The sequence below is a fragment of the Microbulbifer sp. TYP-18 genome (genome assembly GCF_040932045.1).
In the GTDB taxonomy this organism is placed as follows: domain Bacteria; phylum Pseudomonadota; class Gammaproteobacteria; order Pseudomonadales; family Cellvibrionaceae; genus Microbulbifer.
Window position 1 is genome coordinate 351,880 of record NZ_JBFRBC010000002.1, and the last position, 17,573, is coordinate 369,452.

Annotated in this window: 18 protein-coding genes; 10 read left to right on the plus strand and 8 right to left on the minus strand. The window is 59.6% G+C overall.

The features are described 5' to 3' along the window. Positions 1–102: 102 nt before the first annotated feature. From ABVT36_RS03610 to ABVT36_RS03620, 3 genes are all read left to right on the plus strand, one after another. Positions 103–423: an antibiotic biosynthesis monooxygenase gene (locus tag ABVT36_RS03610; protein WP_368455307.1), complete on the plus strand. Its 321-nt coding sequence runs from the start codon at positions 103–105 to the stop codon at positions 421–423. A gap of 123 nt (positions 424–546) precedes the next feature. After that, positions 547–1,395, plus strand: a complete 849-nt coding sequence (locus ABVT36_RS03615; RefSeq protein ID WP_368455308.1) for a putative porin — start codon at positions 547–549, stop codon at positions 1,393–1,395. 434 nt (positions 1,396–1,829) lie between these two features. Then, complete coding sequence (locus ABVT36_RS03620) at positions 1,830–2,684, plus strand: putative porin (protein ID WP_368455309.1); 855 nt, start codon at positions 1,830–1,832, stop codon at positions 2,682–2,684. 299 nt (positions 2,685–2,983) lie between these two features. Here the strand turns inward: ABVT36_RS03620 and ABVT36_RS03625 are convergent, their stop codons facing one another. Further along, positions 2,984–4,258, minus strand: a complete 1,275-nt coding sequence (locus ABVT36_RS03625; RefSeq protein WP_368455310.1) for a M48 family metalloprotease — start codon at positions 4,256–4,258, stop codon at positions 2,984–2,986. Between the two features lie 65 nt (positions 4,259–4,323). Between ABVT36_RS03625 and ABVT36_RS03630 the strand changes: the two genes are divergently transcribed. The 4 genes from ABVT36_RS03630 to ABVT36_RS03645 are packed head-to-tail and all read left to right on the plus strand — an operon-like array spanning position 4,324 to position 6,588. After that, positions 4,324–4,803, plus strand: a complete 480-nt coding sequence (locus ABVT36_RS03630) for a DUF4265 domain-containing protein (RefSeq protein WP_367149923.1) — start codon at positions 4,324–4,326, stop codon at positions 4,801–4,803. 27 nt (positions 4,804–4,830) lie between these two features. Continuing rightward, complete coding sequence (yaaA, locus tag ABVT36_RS03635; protein ID WP_368455311.1) at positions 4,831–5,607, plus strand: peroxide stress protein YaaA; 777 nt, start codon at positions 4,831–4,833, stop codon at positions 5,605–5,607. Continuing rightward, on the plus strand, positions 5,604–6,224 hold the full coding sequence (locus ABVT36_RS03640; protein WP_368455312.1) for a DUF938 domain-containing protein: 621 nt from the start codon (positions 5,604–5,606) through the stop codon (positions 6,222–6,224). The genes yaaA and ABVT36_RS03640 overlap by 4 nt, the downstream gene beginning before the upstream one ends. Position 6,225: 1 nt before the next feature. Continuing rightward, entirely contained in the window at positions 6,226–6,588 is a 363-nt protein-coding gene (locus ABVT36_RS03645; RefSeq protein WP_368455313.1) for a hypothetical protein, read from the plus strand. A gap of 67 nt (positions 6,589–6,655) precedes the next feature. On the opposite strand, the gene phoR is transcribed toward ABVT36_RS03645, so the two are convergent. The 4 genes from phoR to ABVT36_RS03665 form a co-directional block, all read right to left on the minus strand. Further along, positions 6,656–7,957 (minus strand): phosphate regulon sensor histidine kinase PhoR, encoded by a 1,302-nt coding sequence (phoR, locus tag ABVT36_RS03650; RefSeq protein ID WP_368455314.1) that lies wholly within the window; start codon positions 7,955–7,957, stop codon positions 6,656–6,658. 150 nt (positions 7,958–8,107) lie between these two features. Beyond that, positions 8,108–8,812: a phosphate regulon transcriptional regulator PhoB gene (gene phoB, locus ABVT36_RS03655; RefSeq protein WP_368455315.1), complete on the minus strand. Its 705-nt coding sequence runs from the start codon at positions 8,810–8,812 to the stop codon at positions 8,108–8,110. 196 nt (positions 8,813–9,008) lie between these two features. After that, the gene (ubiA, locus tag ABVT36_RS03660; RefSeq protein ID WP_368455316.1) at positions 9,009–9,893 is read right to left on the minus strand and encodes a 4-hydroxybenzoate octaprenyltransferase; all 885 of its coding nucleotides are present in this window, start codon (positions 9,891–9,893) and stop codon (positions 9,009–9,011) included. Beyond that, positions 9,890–10,567, minus strand: coding sequence for a chorismate lyase (locus ABVT36_RS03665; protein ID WP_368455317.1), 678 nt, complete (start codon positions 10,565–10,567; stop codon positions 9,890–9,892). The genes ubiA and ABVT36_RS03665 overlap by 4 nt, the downstream gene beginning before the upstream one ends. A 95-nt stretch (positions 10,568–10,662) precedes the next feature. On the opposite strand from ABVT36_RS03665, the gene ABVT36_RS03670 reads away from it, so the two are divergent. Beyond that, positions 10,663–11,970 (plus strand): dicarboxylate/amino acid:cation symporter, encoded by a 1,308-nt coding sequence (locus ABVT36_RS03670; protein ID WP_367149931.1) that lies wholly within the window; start codon positions 10,663–10,665, stop codon positions 11,968–11,970. A 145-nt stretch (positions 11,971–12,115) separates the two neighbouring features. On the opposite strand, the gene ABVT36_RS03675 is transcribed toward ABVT36_RS03670, so the two are convergent. From ABVT36_RS03675 to ABVT36_RS03685, 3 genes are all read right to left on the minus strand, one after another. Then, the gene (locus ABVT36_RS03675) at positions 12,116–12,811 is read right to left on the minus strand and encodes a hypothetical protein (protein WP_368455318.1); all 696 of its coding nucleotides are present in this window, start codon (positions 12,809–12,811) and stop codon (positions 12,116–12,118) included. Between the two features lie 115 nt (positions 12,812–12,926). Continuing rightward, positions 12,927–15,011, minus strand: a complete 2,085-nt coding sequence (gene recG, locus ABVT36_RS03680; protein ID WP_368455319.1) for an ATP-dependent DNA helicase RecG — start codon at positions 15,009–15,011, stop codon at positions 12,927–12,929. A gap of 9 nt (positions 15,012–15,020) precedes the next feature. Further along, on the minus strand, positions 15,021–15,941 hold the full coding sequence (locus tag ABVT36_RS03685; protein WP_367149935.1) for a hydrogen peroxide-inducible genes activator: 921 nt from the start codon (positions 15,939–15,941) through the stop codon (positions 15,021–15,023). A gap of 324 nt (positions 15,942–16,265) precedes the next feature. Here ABVT36_RS03685 and ABVT36_RS03690 point away from each other — a divergent pair, with 324 nt between their 5' ends. Beyond that, positions 16,266–16,526, plus strand: coding sequence for a GlsB/YeaQ/YmgE family stress response membrane protein (locus tag ABVT36_RS03690; RefSeq protein WP_367149936.1), 261 nt, complete (start codon positions 16,266–16,268; stop codon positions 16,524–16,526). 150 nt (positions 16,527–16,676) lie between these two features. Then, a complete protein-coding gene (locus ABVT36_RS03695; protein WP_368455320.1) occupies positions 16,677–17,558 on the plus strand; it encodes a sugar nucleotide-binding protein in 882 nt (293 codons plus the stop codon). Positions 17,559–17,573: the final 15 nt, after the last annotated feature.

Sequence of the window (17,573 nt, forward strand, 5' to 3'; positions counted from 1 at the left end):
CCGGCAACTTTTATCCCGACAACCTATTGGATCGCCGAGTCAATAAACAGGTTGCCGGGTTAATATTGGAGCATCCTCTATAAAAACAGGGAGCAGCAGCCGGTGCAATATATCTTCGAGGTCCGAATCAAGGAAGGGCACAGTGCCGAGGAATACGCCGTTATCTGGGTACGAGCGTCCAAACTCATACAGAGGGCACCGGGCGCACTTGGCACGGAACTCAGGCGCTGTGTCGGCGATCCCAACCGGCTGATCGCCATCGCCAGCTGGGAGAGCAAGGCGCACCGGGACGCCATGGAGGCGCAGCACGACCCGCAAATCGATCATATCATTCGCAGTGCCGCCCCCTTTGTGGAAGTGCAGCCCATAGGGGAGTTTGAGCGTCCCGAGTGGCTGGTAAAGCCGTCGGTCAGCGCAAACTGAAAGCAATTCGCCTGCCGGGCCACCCGCTGCATCGGCACCACTCCGTCCATTCATTTCCCATTCAGGAAAAATCCTTACCATCGACCCCTCCAATTGGAACCACGATCTAACAAGGAAATCGCAATGAAGTTCAAAATTGTCGCCCTGCCCCTCATGGTATGTGCCACTTCCGCAGCTGCCGAGAGTTATCAGTCCATCACCAATGCCCAATACACCAACAATGAATTCTCGACTTCCGACCGTAGTGTGGATATTGATGAATTTGATCTGGATACCACTTACTACTTTGCTCCCAGAGAGACCCTGGGCCCGCTGAAGGAGTTCGACTACATCAACAAAATCACCAAGATTTCTGCTGGCTACAGTTATCTGGACTTCCCTGACGACGATGCGAATGCTGTGGGTGTCGGTGGCGAGTACTTTGCAACCAATGGTTTTGTGGTTGGCGGCGGCATCGTGAATATCGACGAAACCAACCTTTACAACGCCTCTGTGGGCTATCTGTTTTCCCCAAACTTCCTGCTGAGCGTGGAGCGCACCCAGTGGGAAGACAATGACGCTGACTATTTGTTCAATGCGCGCTACAACCACCAATTGAGTGACAGCGGCTATATCGGTTTCGACTTCTCAACGGATGACGACTTGGAAAGTCGCACCCTGTCTTCCAAGCTCTTTAAAGATCTGGGCGGCGAAACCTGGATTACTGCCAGTGCCAGCTTTACCAGCCATGATGATTTTGACGACTACTGGAAGCTGGGCACCGAGTACTATTTCAGCAGGGAAACTTCTGTTTTTGCCGACTATGATCGGGGCGAAAATTTCGGAGTCGGGGTTTCCCACTTCTTTAACCGCAATATCTCCGGCAAGCTAGCCTACAACACTGGCAGCGATACTGCCGGCATAGTGAGCTACAACGCCGGTAGCGGTGTCGACACTGATACTTTCCTGCTCGGCCTGACTGTACAACTTTAAGAGCCGCCGTTTACCGGCTATACCCCAGGGCCGCTTAAAGCGGCCCTTTTTACAAGTCCCTGTAAGCTTCGAATCTAACAGGCACTAAGCTACAAAAAGCCCCAAGGCAAACGTTGCTATCCAACCTACACCCAACTGTGGCTCCTCCACCTGGCAAACTCGCTGTCCCATTTCTATATGGACCTCTACAAGCAGTATCCCGTAAGGGTTTGAAGTGTGTCAAAGAGGCCTACTGATGCAATCAAAAGACTAACGGCAATCCTTACTTGGTACCAATACCGTTCTAAATAACGCGAACGAGATGGAACTTATTTCCAACAAGGCCAACTAACCAGGGCGATCGCAATATCTCCACCAGGATAAAGGTCCGGCGTCCAACCTGCAGCAGGGACCCGGAACCACCTGGATGATCTATACAAATAAGGAATAATCGCATGAGATTGAGTTGCCTGATCATTTGTTGCCTGCTTTCCGTATCGGCAGTTGCAGAGCAGTACCAGTCCTTTTCCAGCGCGGGATTTAATCGCAGCCTATCCGACCAGCTGATACATGGCTGGAGCAGGGATCTAGAACGGTATGAGCCCCAGCGACTTCGAAGTAACACAGATTTTTATTCTATCGGCAGTACCTATTTCTTCTCGGATAAGAGTGCACTTGGCCCTTTAAAGGAATTTGACTATATCAATAGCATCAGCAATATCCATGCTGGATATATACGGGCGGAAGGTGAGTTTTCTGATTCCAATTACGGGAATATAGGTGGCGAATATTTCGCCAATAGTTTTCTTATCGGCGGCTCAATTGGCGAATTCAATGGACAGCAGCTGTATACTGCAACGGCAGGCTATTTTTTCACGCCCAACTTTATGGCCAAGGTGAGTGGCCAGAGTCTGGATGGGGATACGAGAACCGTGCTTACAGGGAAGTACCGCCATCCATTTAATGAAACGGATTATATTGGCTTTACGTTTGAGGCATTGGGAATTGATACCGAATCAGTATTTTCCACTAAATATTTCAAGGACCTGGGAGATGAAACCTATTTTACACTTAACGGCTCCTTGTTTAGCAACTCCGGCCTATGGAACCTGGGAGGGGAGTACTATTTCTCCCGCTTCACCTCTATTGGCCTGAGTGCAAGTGAGAACAATCGCTATGGTATAAGTTTTTCGCACTTCTTCACCCCGAATATTCTTGCCGAAGTAGGTTACCAGCATGGTATACAGCAGTTAAATCAATACGATATAGAGTCCAATCAATACACCGTAGATTTATCTTTACAATTCTAATCATCAAGCTGACAGCTCGATAAGTTCCCGGGTTAACCACAGGCTGCTTGATTTTTCGCTAAGGGTCCGGGAATCTGCGCCGCAGACCCGGGATGAAAAACGCCAAAGAGAACTTTTGCAGTCACCTGCCGGGGTCTGTTACGGTAATTGAGCTGGGGCCTTATTCTGGCGACCAATCAAATAATCCTCTCTTTGCCCGGTCGCCAGCCTTGTCGGAGAGCTTTAAATGGAACGCTACAACCCAAGGCTTATATTTTGATTGCGCTTGTGGCGTCCCACCGGCATCCGCTCAGGTGAAATCAGCCCTTTCCGGCCAAAGCCTCTATCCGTGCCTGTGCGGCGCTGCCAATCTGGCCTCCGCCCTTGGCCGCGGTCTGGTAATGACTGTAGGCGGTTTTGAGATCCCCCTGCTTCTCGTTTACCTCTCCCAAATAGTAGTGAGCGTAGGGCGTTTCCAGATAGCGCAGGGAACGGGTCAGATCGCGCTCCGCTTCACTGTAGTTTTTCAGCTGTGCGCTGGCGAGACCGCGCTTGAGCCAGTTGGAGAAGAGTCCGGGGTTTTTCTGCAGCGCCTGGTCGTAGGCATTGTAGGCGGCCCTGTAGCGCTTTTTCTGTGCCAGCAGATCCCCCTCCAGCTGATAAAAGGAGGCCTCCCTGGGCTGTCGCTTCTGGGCCTCGCGCACCAGACTGAGGGCGCGATCATACTGTTTGTCCCTGGCTGCGACTTGGGCCTTGTCATAACGATCATAGGCGTCCGCATCGCGCTTGAGCTGGGCGATGGCCCGCTGATAGCCAATGCGGTTGCTTGTGCCCCCCCTGGGCAGCTTCTGCGCGTGGCGAAGATTGGCATCGACGCGAGCCTGGGACGGCGGATGGCTGGCGAAGAGGGCGTCCAGGCCACCGGCCTGCCGGTTCTTGGATAACTCGACGAACTTGCGCTGCAGTCGCACGGCACCCTGGGGATCGTAGCCGGCGGCGGCCATATATTGCATACCGTACCGATCCGATTCCAACTCGTTGCCGCGCCCGTAACGGGCTATATAGGCGGAGCCCCCCAACTGGCCGCCGAGATTCACCAGATCGCCATAACCGGTTTCCCTGGTGGCGGCACCTAGCACGGCGAGGCCGGCGCCCAATACCTGCTGCTGGGACATGGCCGCGGCGGAGTGGCGCGCGGCGGCGTGGACTATCTCGTGACCCAGCACCGCCGCCAGCTCCGCCTCATCGTCGAGAAGCACCAGCAGGCCCCGGTTAACCGCTATCTTTCCGCCGGGCAGGGCCCAGGCATTGGGTACCGAGTTGTTCAGCACCACGAATTCGTAGGGCAGCTGCGGCTGGTCGGATACCTTTGCCAGCTTACTGCCAACCCGGGCAACGTAATCCTGCAATGCCGGGTCGATCAAATACTGACCACCCTGCTGTTGCTGGTTGATGGGATATTGCTGCGCACCCAGCGCCAGCTCCTGGCCCGGGGAAATCAGTGACAGTTGCCTTTCACCGGTAACCGGATTGACCGCACAGCCGGCCAGCAGTGACGCCGCCAGCAAAATGGCGGTAATAGCGCGCGGAAACATGGCTTCCTCCCTGTATAATGCGAACCTTACTGGCGCATAGTTTACACAGTTCAAGGGGTTGGGTTATGGCGGCACTGCAGACTATCGAACTATTTGCCGGCACCGACCCGGACGGCCAACCGGTAGTGGAAAGATTGCAGGTGAGGGTTAACGAGGACCACAGCTGCCAACTGGTGCGCTCTCCGGCTTTTGTCAAGGGGATCGCCAGCGGCGACACCATCAAGGTCGACAAACACAAGCAGCAGTTCGAACTGGTCAAGCGCTCGGGCAACCTGGCCATCAGGGTACTGTGTCGCGGTGACAGTAGCGCGCTGTCCGACCAGCTGACCCCGCAACTGGAGAAACTCGGCGGCGAACTGGACCTGGAGACGCCCAGGTTGCTGGTCTACAGCATCCACGTGAGTTGCGGCTTTGCGGACATCGAGAAGATTCTCAACCAGGCCTGCGACGGAGCCAATAGCGTCTGGTACTACGGCAACGTATACGACCCGGAGGACGGGCAGACGCCGCTGAACTGGTGGCGGGATATCTTAGCGCCCGAGTAACCTCCGCAACAGCAACCAAGGACAATTATGTTAATCGTCATTTCCCCGGCCAAAACGCTCGACTACGACAGCGATATACCGGCACTGGACTCTACTGAGCCGGAATTCCCCACCGATTCAGCCGCCTTGGTCAAAGAGCTGCGCAAACTGAGCCCTCAGGATATCTCCAGCCTGATGAAAATCTCCGATAAGCTGGGCACCTTGAATTACGACCGCTTCCAGAGCTGGAAGCGAAAATTTACCGAGAAAAACTCCCGCCCCGCGCTGCTCGCTTTCAAAGGCGATGTATATACTGGTCTCGATGCGGAGACCATGGGCAAACGCGACTTCGCCTATGCGCAAAAACACCTGCGTATTCTGTCCGGCCTCTATGGCCTGCTGCGGCCGCTGGATCTGATGCAGCCCTATCGCCTGGAGATGGGCACCAAGTTTGCCAACGCCCGCGGCAACAACCTCTACGATTTTTGGGGTGACAAGATCACCCGGGCATTAAATACACAGCTGGGTGCACTGAAAAGCCGCGAACTGGTCAACCTGGCATCCAATGAGTATTTCAAGTCGGTGCAGCCAAAAGAACTGCAGGCCGAGATTGTCACCCCACATTTTAGGGACCTGAAGAACGGCCAATACAAGATGATCAGTTTTTTCGCCAAGAAAGCGCGCGGCCTGATGAGCCGCTGGGCCATAGACCACCGGGTGACGAAGGCCGCAGAACTGAAAGCCTTCACCGAGGCTGGCTATGCCTTTAACCCCCAGTTGTCGCAGGGCAACGACTGGGTCTTCACCCGGGAGCAGGCGTCATGAATGCGCCCCGCGACGGTCTTCTGCCGGACGCACCCTCCTGCGGGCGCAACCGGGAACCCATACTATCTCACCTAAAGCGCCTGCTGGCGGACCCCCAGTGCCTGCTGGAGATCGGCAGCGGTACCGGCCAGCACGCGGTCTATTTCGCCCCCCGCCTGCCCCATGTACGCTGGCAGACCACCGACCGCGCTGACAAGCTGCCGGGCATCCGCGCCTGGCTGGAAGCGGAACCGGCGACCAACCTGCTGCCGCCCCTGCAGCTGGATGTGAGTGGCGAATGGCCACCGGTTCAAGCCGACACTATTTTTACCGCTAACACCTTTCACATAATGTCCGCGGTAACGGTAGAGGCCCTGTTTCGGCACCTGCCCCTGGCCCTGCGCCCCGGCGGGCGCCTGATCGTGTACGGGCCTGTTAAGATTGGCGGCGAGTTTGTGGGCCAGGGCAATGCCGCTTTCGATCAGAGCCTGCGTCAGGGCGACCCGGACATGGGCATCCGCGACCTGGAGTGGCTCGACAGCCTGGCGGAGGCGGCGGGCCTGCGACGGACGGAACTGAATTACCTACCGGCCAACAACCAGTTGATGGTGTGGCACAAAACAATAGAGGGGAGTTGAGATGCCCGAGTGGTTTGAAATGTCCGTGGTTATCGCCTTCGCCATTGCAGCGGTATTTTTTTTCGCCAAGTACCGGGAGACGGCCACCGCCCTACACGAATGCGAACGCATGAAGAAACGCCTCTCCGGCGATCTGGACCGCTACCGGGATGTGCCTCGCCTGCGCGCCCTGCGCGACGCTCTGATATCCACCGATCAACTGCCTGTGGATGACGACGGGCGCGAACACCTGCTGGTGCGGGACTCTGAACGCCAACTGTACCATGTCACCCTGGGCCACCAGGCGCAGGCCGTCAGCGAAGGCCAGGAGGTGACGTACCGCAGGGACGGTATTGAGCGGCTGCTGCAAGAGCTGGGAGACTAGGGCCTGTTGAGAAAGTATTTTTCAACAGCCTGCTAGGTCTGTTCACACCGAGTAAGTTGGCCCTAACTCAGGCCGCCGTTGCCGAGTCCAGTTTATGGGGTGGGAAATGCAGGGCAAAGGTACTGCCGCAGCCCGGCGTACTTTCTATGGTCATGTCGGCGCCGTGGCGCAGCAGTATATGTTTGACAATGGCAAGGCCGAGGCCGGTGCCGCCACTGTCCCGGGAGCGGCCCGCATCGACACGATAGAAACGCTCGGTGAGGCGCGGAATATGAATGGGCTCTATGCCGATACCACTGTCCCGCACGGAGAAGTGGCCTCCCTGCTCATCCACCCACCAGCGCAGGGCGATGGGACCGCCTTCCGGGCTGTATCTGACTGCATTCAGTACCAGATTGGCAAAGGCGCTGTGTAATTCCGAGGCCTCCCCGGTCAGCACCGCGTCCCCGCTACAATCGATGCTGATCTCATGCTGCCCGCCGCTGAAACTGCGGGCCTCGTGGGCGACCTGCCCGATCAATTCCCTGACCGACACCCTGTCGCTACCATGATCGAGTTCGGACGTCTCCAGCCTCGACAGCAGTAGCAGGTCGTTGACCAGGTCGGTCATACGGTCTGCCTGCTCGCGCATCTGCAGCAGCGGGCGCTGCCAGCCCGCCGGTGCCTGGCCACTGGTTTCCAGGGTTTCCAGATAGCCGGCGATCACCGTCAGGGGTGTGCGCAGCTCGTGGGAGACATTGGCGACGAAATCCCGGCGCATCTGCTCCAGGTTGTGCAGGCGGGTGATATCGCGAACTATCACCAAGGCCTCATCGCGTCCGAAACGGGTGACCTCCAGCTGCAGGGTGCGCGCCTCGTTCCCCGGCGCCGGCATGGTCAGCGGTGTGCCGGCAGATGGCTCCCCAGTGTGCATCAGGCGGACAAAACCCGGATCGCGCACAAAATTCACCAGTGGCTGACCGGTATCCCCGGGCTGCAGCGCCAGCAATTCGCCCCCAGCCGGATTCCACCAGGCCAGATTGCCGCCATCCTCCAGTGCCACAATGCCCTCGCGCAGGGCGCCGGTGCTGTCCTGGACCCGGCGCAACATGGTGTGGAGTTTCTGTTTCTCGCGGCGGTGACGGCGCTGCATCCGGTAAAAATCGTCGAAGATCTCGCCCCAGATACCAAACATGGTGGGCACTGCACCCCGGCGGCCGTTGGCCAGCCACAGGCTAAAGCGACTTTGCTGCCACAGCATCCAGCTCACATAAATGGCAAGCCCCATGGCAATCGCTAACAGCCAGTTCCCAGACGAGAAACCGAAAATAATACAGCCGAGAGCAATGACCAGAAAGCGCGCGAGTTCGCCGATACTGCGTTCCAGCATGGTGGTTGGTTCTCTCCATCATTGGATTCGAGCGGGGGCAGGTCCGTAGCGACCATTCGCTCTGGGCGCCGGCATTTTATTGGTATGGTAATCTTTCGCGCCGGGGCCCGGGTCTGTCCAGCGAACCCCCGATCCCGCGTGGGGGAATTGTCACACTTTTTCCGCAGTTTGCACAGAAAAGCGATAGCCGGTACCGCGCACCGTCTGCACATAGCGCTCGTGGCCGTCCAGGCTCAGCGCCTTGCGCAGACGGCGGATATGCACGTCCACGGTGCGCTCCTCTACATACACATTGCCACCCCAGACATGGTCCAGCAGCTGGGCCCGGGTATAGGCCCGCTCCTGATGGGAGAGGAAGAAAGTCAGCAGGCGAAATTCGGTGGGCCCCATATCCACCGCCCGGCCGTTGATGGTGACCCGGTGGCAGATGGGGTCGAGCACCAGTTTGTCGGCGGTGAGGGGCTCCTCCGGTGAAGACGGCCCGGCGCGGCGCAATACCGCTTTCAGGCGCGCCACCAGCTCCCGGGGGGAGAAAGGTTTGGTGATATAGTCATCGGCGCCGGTTTCCAGCCCCTTGATTTTGTGATCCTCCTCGCCCTTGGCGGTGAGCATGATAATCGGCAGCGAGGCGGTCAACTCGTCCCGCTTGAGACGGCGGGCCAGCTCTACACCGGAAATATCCGGCAGCATCCAGTCCAGCAGCATCAGATCCGGCTTTTCATCGATTGCCAGGGCGTGCGCGGCCTGGGCATTCTCCGCTTCGATACAGCGGTAGTCTGCCATCTCCAACGCCACACGCAGCATTTCCCGCACTGACGCTTCATCATCGACGATTAGAATGGTTTTACTGTGCATCCTGATCCCATAAGTGATGTCCGTTCGACGCACATTTAACGGCAACTCAGTGACAAATATATGACAGCCGGAACGCCCTGCACATTAATTTAATGACCCATGGGTAACGATCACCGGGGCAAAAATTCGGGGGGAAACAATCGCCGGAGCATTGGGGATTTAATCCCAACACTGGCGGGAAATCTGGGCACTGGTTTTATCCATTGATGAACTGGTCCACCAAAATTCCAGCAAAGATCAGTGCGCCGACCCAGTTGTTATTGATAAAAGCCTTGAAACAGGCCTCGCGCCGGCGCTCCCGCACCAGCCACTGCTGGTATACAAACAGGCCCGCGACCGCCGCCAGGCTGACCAAATAGACAGCGCCCAGCTGAAACTGCCGCCCGATCAACAGCAGCGCAAAAATTGTCATTCCCTGCAGGGCACCGGTCATGGCGCGGTCCATTTCCCCGAACAATATGGCGGTGGACTTGACCCCGATACGCAGGTCGTCGTCCCTGTCCACCATCGCGTAAAAGGTATCGTAGGCGACTGTCCACAGCAGGTTGGCGGTGAAGAGCAGCCATGCCTGCGGCGGCACTGCACCGGTGCTGGCGGCAAAGGCCATGGGTATACCCATACTGAAGGCCGCGCCCAGGACCACCTGGGGCAGGTGGGTGTAGCGCTTGGCGAATGGGTAGGCGGCCGCCAGCACCACCGCCAGCAGCGACAGCTTTACCGTCAATGCATTGGTAGTCAGCACCAGCAGGAAGGCCGCCAGGCTCAGGCCGGCAAACAGCCACAGTGCGCCGGCCGCACTGACCGCGCCGGTGGCCAGTGGCCGCGCTGCGGTCCGCTTCACCCGGCCGTCCACATTGCGGTCGGCGAAGTCGTTGACCGCGCAGCCGGCGGCCCGCATCAACAACACTCCCAGGGTAAACACCGCAAACAGGTGCAGTCCGGGCCACCCCGGGGACGCCAGCCACAGCGCCCACCAGGTGGGCCACAGCAGCAGCATCCAGCCAACGGGCCTGTCCATGCGGGCAAGCTGCCAATAGGGCAGTACCGCCGGCCAGCGCTGGGCGATTTGTTGACTGATCACTCTGTCTCCCCGAGCTTTATATCGCTGGGCTGCTGTCCGGCGGCGCCGGTACAGGGCGGTCCCGCGGGGCGAAAGCTACTGAGAAAGGTCTCCGCCACCAACAGGGGCTTGTCGCGCAACCAGAAGGTGGAGCGGCGCCCCCAGGCACTGTCCCCTGCGTCCTCCAGTTCCGCCAGCCGGCAGTCCGGGTTGCGCCGCAACTGGTTGAGCAGAATGGGGCCGCGCCGCATATCCGCCTCGCAGAACAGCAGCTCTCCCAGCGGCCGGTCGTCGAGGCTGCGCAGATAGCGGGACTTGCCCTGCAGACTGCGCATGGGCAGCACGCTGCGCGCGTAAACCCAGGGAACACCGCTGCCACACAACAACACCTCGCGCACCAGGGCGAGCTGGCGCGGTCGCAGGCCCAGTGTGCGGCGCTCCTCCTGCGCCGGTCGCCGCCAGCTTTGGCTGAGCACCCTGACGGCCAGGCACCCGCGGCTCTCTTGCTTCAGTGCCGCGGTCAACGAGCCCGGATACAACAGCCAGGGCCGCAGCCGCGCTGGCGGCTGGCCGTGCACAGCCTCCAGCGGTTCAGCCAGCCAGGCTCCGTGCGGAACATAGGGAGAGTGGTACAACGCTGCCCTCGGTGCAAAATCAAAGCCGCATTGTACCCGCTCGGCGGTGGGGTTGATCAAGCCGCAAGGTTGGACCTTTGCTCAGGGGCGCGGCGACGGATATAGTGCCCTTTCCCACGAGACAATAATGAACCCTTCCGAAGAGTGATATCGCTATGGGCCTCACCACCAAAATCGTAATGGCGATGCTGCTGGGCATAGTCGTCGGCGTTTTGCTGAATTTCCTCAATGCCAGTCAACTGCTGGGCAGCGGCGTGACCGAGTTTATCAACAGCTACCTGACAGAGGGCCTGTTCGACATCATCGGGCGCATATTTATCGCCTCGTTGAAGCTGATGGTGGTACCGCTGGTGCTGGTATCGCTGATCTGCGGCGCCTGCGCCCTGTCCGAGGGCAGCCGCATGGGCATGCTGGCGGGCAAAACCGTGGTGCTCTACCTGGTGACCACCGCTGCAGCGATCACGCTGGCACTGTGCATGGCGCTGCTGTTCCAGCCGGGTATGGGCATGACAGACGTGGTGGCCGATGCGACCTTTCAGCCCAAGCCGGCCCCACCCCTGTCGGAGGTATTGGTGAATATCTTTCCCACCAACCCGGTGGACGCCATGGCCAAGGGCAATATGCTGCAGATTATCGTGTTCGCGCTGTTGATGGGTTATGCCGTAGCCCGCACCGGCGAGGCCGGCCGCCGCGTAGCCGATTTCTTCAGTGACCTCAACGATGTGATTATGCGCATGGTCGGCGTGCTGATGGTATTTGCCCCCTATGGGGTATTCGCCCTGCTGGCGAACAAGATTGCGCAACTGGGTGTCGATGCCATATTCCAGCTGGGCAAGTATTTCCTGGTAGTGCTGGCGACCCTGCTGCTGCACGCGCTGGGTGTCTATTCGATTCTGCTCAAGCTGCTGTCGGGACTGAACCCCCTCGAACTGCTGAAAAAAATGCGTCCGGCCATGGTGTTCGCCTTCAGCACGGCCTCTTCGGCGGCGACGATTCCAGTGACTCTCTCCACGGTGGAAAAGCGCCTGGGGGTGGACAACAAGGTGGCGGCCTTCACTATCCCCCTGGGGGCGACTATCAACATGGACGGCACCGCCATCATGCAGGGTGTAGCCACGGTGTTTATCGCCCAGTTGTACGGTATCGACATAGGCCTGGCGGGCTATCTGACAGTCATTCTCACCGCAACCCTGGCTTCCATTGGAACTGCAGGTGTGCCCGGCGTCGGGCTGATCATGCTGGCCATGGTTCTGCAGCAGGTGGGCCTGCCGCTGGAGGGGATTGCCATAGTGATAGGCGTCGACCGCCTGCTGGACATGGTGCGCACCGCGATCAACATCACCGGGGACTCTGTCATCAGCACCATCGTGGCGAAGAGTGAGGGCGCTTTCGACGAAAGCGTTTTCAATGACCGCAACTACACCGCGATCGACGGTGCCGCTGCGGCCACCGCCGCCCGCTGACTGCGGCGGAATCCCCTGGCAGGGATTTTCGGGATCGCAATTCAGGCCTGGCGGCTCGATTTGTCGTGGAGAGTTTGCGGACATGCGCCGCAAACCCGGGTTTATGGAAGCCGCAAAGGGTTTTTCAGCAACCGGTTAGGGCCTGTTAACCGGTGGCGGGGAGCAGATCGCGCAGTTCGTCGGCCTCCAGGTCGCCGTCTGCGCGACGCACCAACCTCCTCGCCACTTCGCTCAGGACCTCGCTAATAGCGGCATCGGTGGTATCCTGGCTGTTGCTGCCGTCAGCGGCGGACTTCACGGTGTAATCTTTTTTCACCCTCAGCCTGCCGACGTCTATATCGCGACTAAACAGGCTGCGATCGGCGCGATCGCGAACCTCTATGCGCACCGACCCCTCAAGACGTATGGTACCGCGCTCAACTTCATAGCCGTCGCTGCTCTCCAGCGCCACCAGGTTTTTAACCACGGTGAGCTGCGCGATGGTGCGCAACGTCAACAGCGCCTCAGTCTGCGTCAGTGGAACCTCCTCATCGACGAAAAACTCCCGCAAATGCCGTTGCATTTCACTGTCGAATTGCGCGCGGTACCGGGCCAGGGCCGCATTCCGCAACGCGCTGAGTTCCCCTTCGCCACCGGCCTGGGCGAGCAGCTGATAGAGTTTGGCGCCGTTGACCGGCACCGGGATGTTCAGGTGGATCCGAATGGGGTCTATGGTCAGGGTGGGATTGGCCTCATCCGCCCCCAGGCCAAAGAGCCCGCCCTGGGCAGTGGCGCTCTCTGCAGTCAAGAGCAGCGATCCAGAAAGCATTAGGCTGCAGAGCATAGTCGTCATTTTTGTCATTTGTTGCTCTCCCTGGATACAGAAAATGGGCGTTTAACGTCAGGCCTTCATTCGCAGGCGTCTATAAGCACCCCAAGGCTGCCAGCTACCGCGCCAGAGAGCAACCGCCCGTCGCTCAGACTTCGGCAAAACGCGGCTTGTTCTGTAACCAGCGGGCGATCAGCTGCTGGCGCAGCGGGTCGCTGAGCGCCGGGTCAGCAGCGATTTTCTGTATCTGGGGCAACAGGTGCGCATGCCTCTGCAGGTCTGCGATCCGGTGTTCTATTTCGCCGGTCTGCCGGGTTCCCAGTATTTCCCCCGGCCCCCGCAGGCGCAGGTCTTCCTCGGCGATGGCGAAGCCGTCACTGTGCCGCCGCATCGCCTGCAGCCGCGCGCGGCCCGTTTGCGACAGCGGTGTACCGTAGAGGAGTACACAGTGGCTGGCGATGGAGCCCCGACCCACCCGGCCGCGCAGCTGGTGCAGCTGGGCCAGGCCGAGACGCTCCGGGTTCTCGATGATCATCAGGCTGGCATTGGGGACGTCCACCCCCACCTCGATGACCGTGGTCGCCACCAGCAGGTCCAGTTGTCCCGCCTTGAAGGCGGCCATGACAGCCTCTTTCTGCTCCGGTTTCAGGCGGCCGTGCACGAGACCGACACTGAGCCCCGGCAGTGCCGCGGCCAATTCGGCTGCAGTGGACTCCGCCGCCTGGGCCTCCAGAGTTTCGGATTCCTCGATCAGGGTGCACACCCAATAGGCCTGGCGCCCCTCGGCCACGGCCCCCTGCACCCGCTCTATCACCTGGTCGCGGCGCTCATTGGAAATAGCGACAGTATTGATGGGCTGGCGCCCCGGCGGCAGTTCGTCGATCACGGAGCAGTCCAGATCGGCGAAAGCGGACATGGCCAGCGTGCGCGGAATCGGTGTGGCGGTCATGATCAACTGGTGGGGCTGCAGGCGCTGGGTGTCGCCGGCGGCACTGCCCTTGTCCCTCAGTTCGAGGCGCTGGCGCACGCCGAAGCGGTGCTGTTCGTCGATGATCACCAGGGCCAGGTTGGCGAACACCACCTCCGCCTGGAACAGCGCGTGGGTACCGATTACCAGCTGGGTGTCACCGCAGCCGATAGCGGCGAGCTGGCGACGCTTTTCCGCCGCCCTGAGACCACCGGCCAGCCAGGTCACCGAAATTCCCAATGGTTCGAACCAGCTACAGAAGTTGCGCCGGTGCTGATCCGCAAGTATTTCCGTGGGAGCCATTACCGCCACCTGGGCGCCGTTAGCCAGTGCCTGCAGCGCCGCCAGGGCGGCAACCAGTGTCTTGCCGGATCCCACGTCCCCCTGTAACAGGCGCATCATCGGCGCGGCTTTGGCGAGGTCAGTGGCGATCTCCGCACAAACCCGCTCCTGGGCGCCGGTCAGGGCAAAGGGCAGGCGGGCGAGAAAATCGCGTCGCAGCGCGGGGTTTTCCGGCAGTGCCTGGGCACCGATCCTGGACATGCCGCGCCGCAATGCCAGCAAACTCAGGTGGTGTGCCAGCAACTCTTCCAGAGCCAGCCGCAGCTGTGCCGGATGCTGCCCTTCAGCCAGTTGCGCCGGGTCCGCACTCGCCGGGGGCGCGTGCAGAAACCGGATAGCGCCGGCGAGGGGGCCATCCATGCCCGGTGGCAGTAACTGCGGCGGCAGCAGTTCGTCGACGCCACCGTCTACAAGCAACTCCAGCCCCTGCAGTACCAGGCGGCGCAGACGGGCTTGGGTCATGCCCTCGGTCAGTCCATAGATAGGGGTGAGACTATCCGGGATCGCCGGCGACTCACCGTGCAGGATCAGAGTTTCCGGGTGATACAGTTCCAGGCCTGCGGCACCGCGGCGCGCCTCGCCAAAACAGCGCAGGCGGGTGCCGGGTGCAAAGCGATTTTTCTGTGCTGCAGTGAAGTGAAAAAAACGCAGCGATAGTGTGCCACTGTGATCCTGCAGCCGCACCACCAGGCTGCGGCGGCGGCCGTAGAGGATATCGGCAGCGCGGATATCCCCCTCCACCACAGCGTCCACCCCTGCCTGCAGGCCGGCGATAGGGGTGATGCGGGTGCGGTCCTGGTAGCGGCAGGGTAGGTGCAGCAGCAGGTCCTGCACCGTGTTGATATGCAGCCTGGCCAGTACCTGGGCCACCCTGTCGCCCACGCCCTTGAGCACTGTTACCGGTTGATCCGCCAGATCCCTCACCGCCCGCCGTCACGCCCCCAGCTGACACTGGTTAATGGCATCCCGCAGCACATCGACCGCCTGATGGCGCGGAAAACTGGCGCGCCACGCCAGCGCCACCGTCCGCTGCGGGCTGGGGGATGTGAACGGCCGTGTTTCCAGCAGGCCCGAAGCATATTGCGAGCCGGTTGCCGCCGACATGGGCAATACGGTGATACCCAGGCCGGAGGCCACCATATGGCGCAGGGTTTCCAGAGAGCTGCCGTCTGCTACGGTGCGCACCTGGGCACTGCCCCCCTGGCGCTCCATGGACTGCTGCAGATCCGGGCATGCCTCCAGCACCTGGTCGCGAAAACAGTGGCCCTCCCCCAGCAATAACACGTTTTCCCCCGCCAGCTGTTCCGGATCTATGGCTTTCTGCTTTGCCAGCGGGTGGAAGACCGGCATCAACACCATGAAGGGTTCGTCATAGAGGGGCTGGGTAACCACGTCCGGTTCGGTGAATGGCAGCGCGATGATGATGGTGTCCAGCTCTCCTTTGCGCAGGCGCTGGCGCAGCGTGGCTGTGTAACCTTCCTCCACATAGAGCGGCATATCCGGCGCCCGCAGCTGAAGCTGGGGAATAAAATGGGGGAAAAGATAGGGGCCAATGGTAAAGATGGCACCCACCGACAAGGGGCTCGACAGCTGGTCCTTGCCGGCGCTGGCAATATCCTTGATGGCGGCCGCCTGTTCCAACACCAGTTGCGCCTGACCCACGATACGCTCGCCCAGGGGGGTCGGCTGTACCCGGGTTTTGGAGCGCTCGAACAATGCCACGCCCAATTCTTTCTCGAGTTTCTTCACCGCGATAGACAGGGTTGGCTGGCTTACAAAACAGCGTTCGGCCGCGCGGCCGAAATGCTTCTCCTGCGCCAGTGTGACTATGTAACGCAACTCGTTGAGTGTCATGGCTTTTACAATCAGCTACCCAGTGATGATAGTAATTATTCATAAATAATCGTCACTGGCCATGCGCAAATGTGACCATCCATCGCAGTTCGGGTCTGCACGACTCTAATACTCGGTGTCCCAGCCCGGTTGCGCCGGAAATTTGGGGGGACAGGCAAAGTGCGGCAAGCTCGATCCAACAAGGTGCCAAGAAGGGCGTATAGTGTGATCCGGTCACTGAGAGGGTGTAAAAGTTGGTAGATTTTTCCAATATTGGCAGGCAAATAAGGAATTAGGCGCTAACTTTTGCTATATATAGAGGAACGACTAGAACGGAGGCTTGCTATGGGCATTTTATCCTGGATTATCTTGGGTCTTATCGCCGGCGCACTGGCCAAATGGATTATGCCGGGACCGGATCCCGGTGGCTGGATCGTCACCATGGTGATTGGCATTGTCGGCGCATTTATTGGCGGCTGGCTGGGTTCCATGGTGGGTATCGGTGGACCGGTGACAGGTTTTGGTCCCGGTGACATTGTCACCGCGGTGGTTGGCGCAATCATCCTGCTGTTCATTTACCGAATGATCAGGCGCATGAACCGCTAGCAGTTTTCAGGGCAGCCTGGAGAAACCCCTCTTCAAAGGCGGGGTTTCTCCAAACGGTATTCACCGGGCAGCCACACGGGGGTTCAAAGTTTCAACAAGGATCGCGGCATTGGGGGGACGCAGTAGCGGCCCGACCGCCCGTGTACTGATATGGCTCAAGAAAAAGTTTGGATATTTGGCTGCGGGGATCTGGGGGCGCGGTTGGCTGCGCAGTTGCCCAAGCGGGAATTCTCCGTCTACGGTGTGCGTCGCAATCCACTGGTGGCTTTGGCACGCAGGCGCCGCGCCGGTGCTCTGCAGTGGCGCCGGGGGGATGCCACCAACAAAGAGGCCGTCGCGGAACTGCTCGCCGATGGCGCGGATGTGATACTGGCCACTTTTACCCCCAAGGACCGCTCTCCCAATGGTTATCAGCACGCCTATGTGGATACCGCCACCACCCTGGCAGAGGTGCTGCCGAAACTGCCCCGCCCACCGCGGCTGCTGATCTGGGTATCGTCCACACGGGTTTACGGCCAGAACAGCGATCAACTGATCGACGAAAGCACACCCGCGTCCCCCGCCAACTTTCAGGGGGATAAACTGCTGGCGGCAGAGGAAATCATTCGCAGGGCCGCACCGACAGTCTGTGTGGTGCGTTTCGCCGGTATCTATGGTCCGGGTCGCGACCGGATGCTCTCACAGGTGCGCGCCGGACGCTGTGCCCCGGCCGAACCCACGCAGTTCACCAATCGCATCCACGTGGATGACTGTGTCGGTTTCCTGACCCACCTGATTACGCAGCAGCGGCTGGGCTGGTCGCCGGAACAACTTTACATCGGTTCCGATTGCACGCCGGTGCCGCTGCACGAATTACAGCAATGGCTCGCCAAGGCGATGGGCTACACCAGTGCACACCTGCGCGAATTTGTGCAAAGTTGTGGGCGGCAATCGAAAAAACTCAATAACAGACTCATGCTGGCAAGCGGTTACCAGATGAAGTTTCCGGACTTCCGCGCGGGCTACAGCGCCCTTCTCGACAGCGAAAACTGATCCCCAACCGCAAAC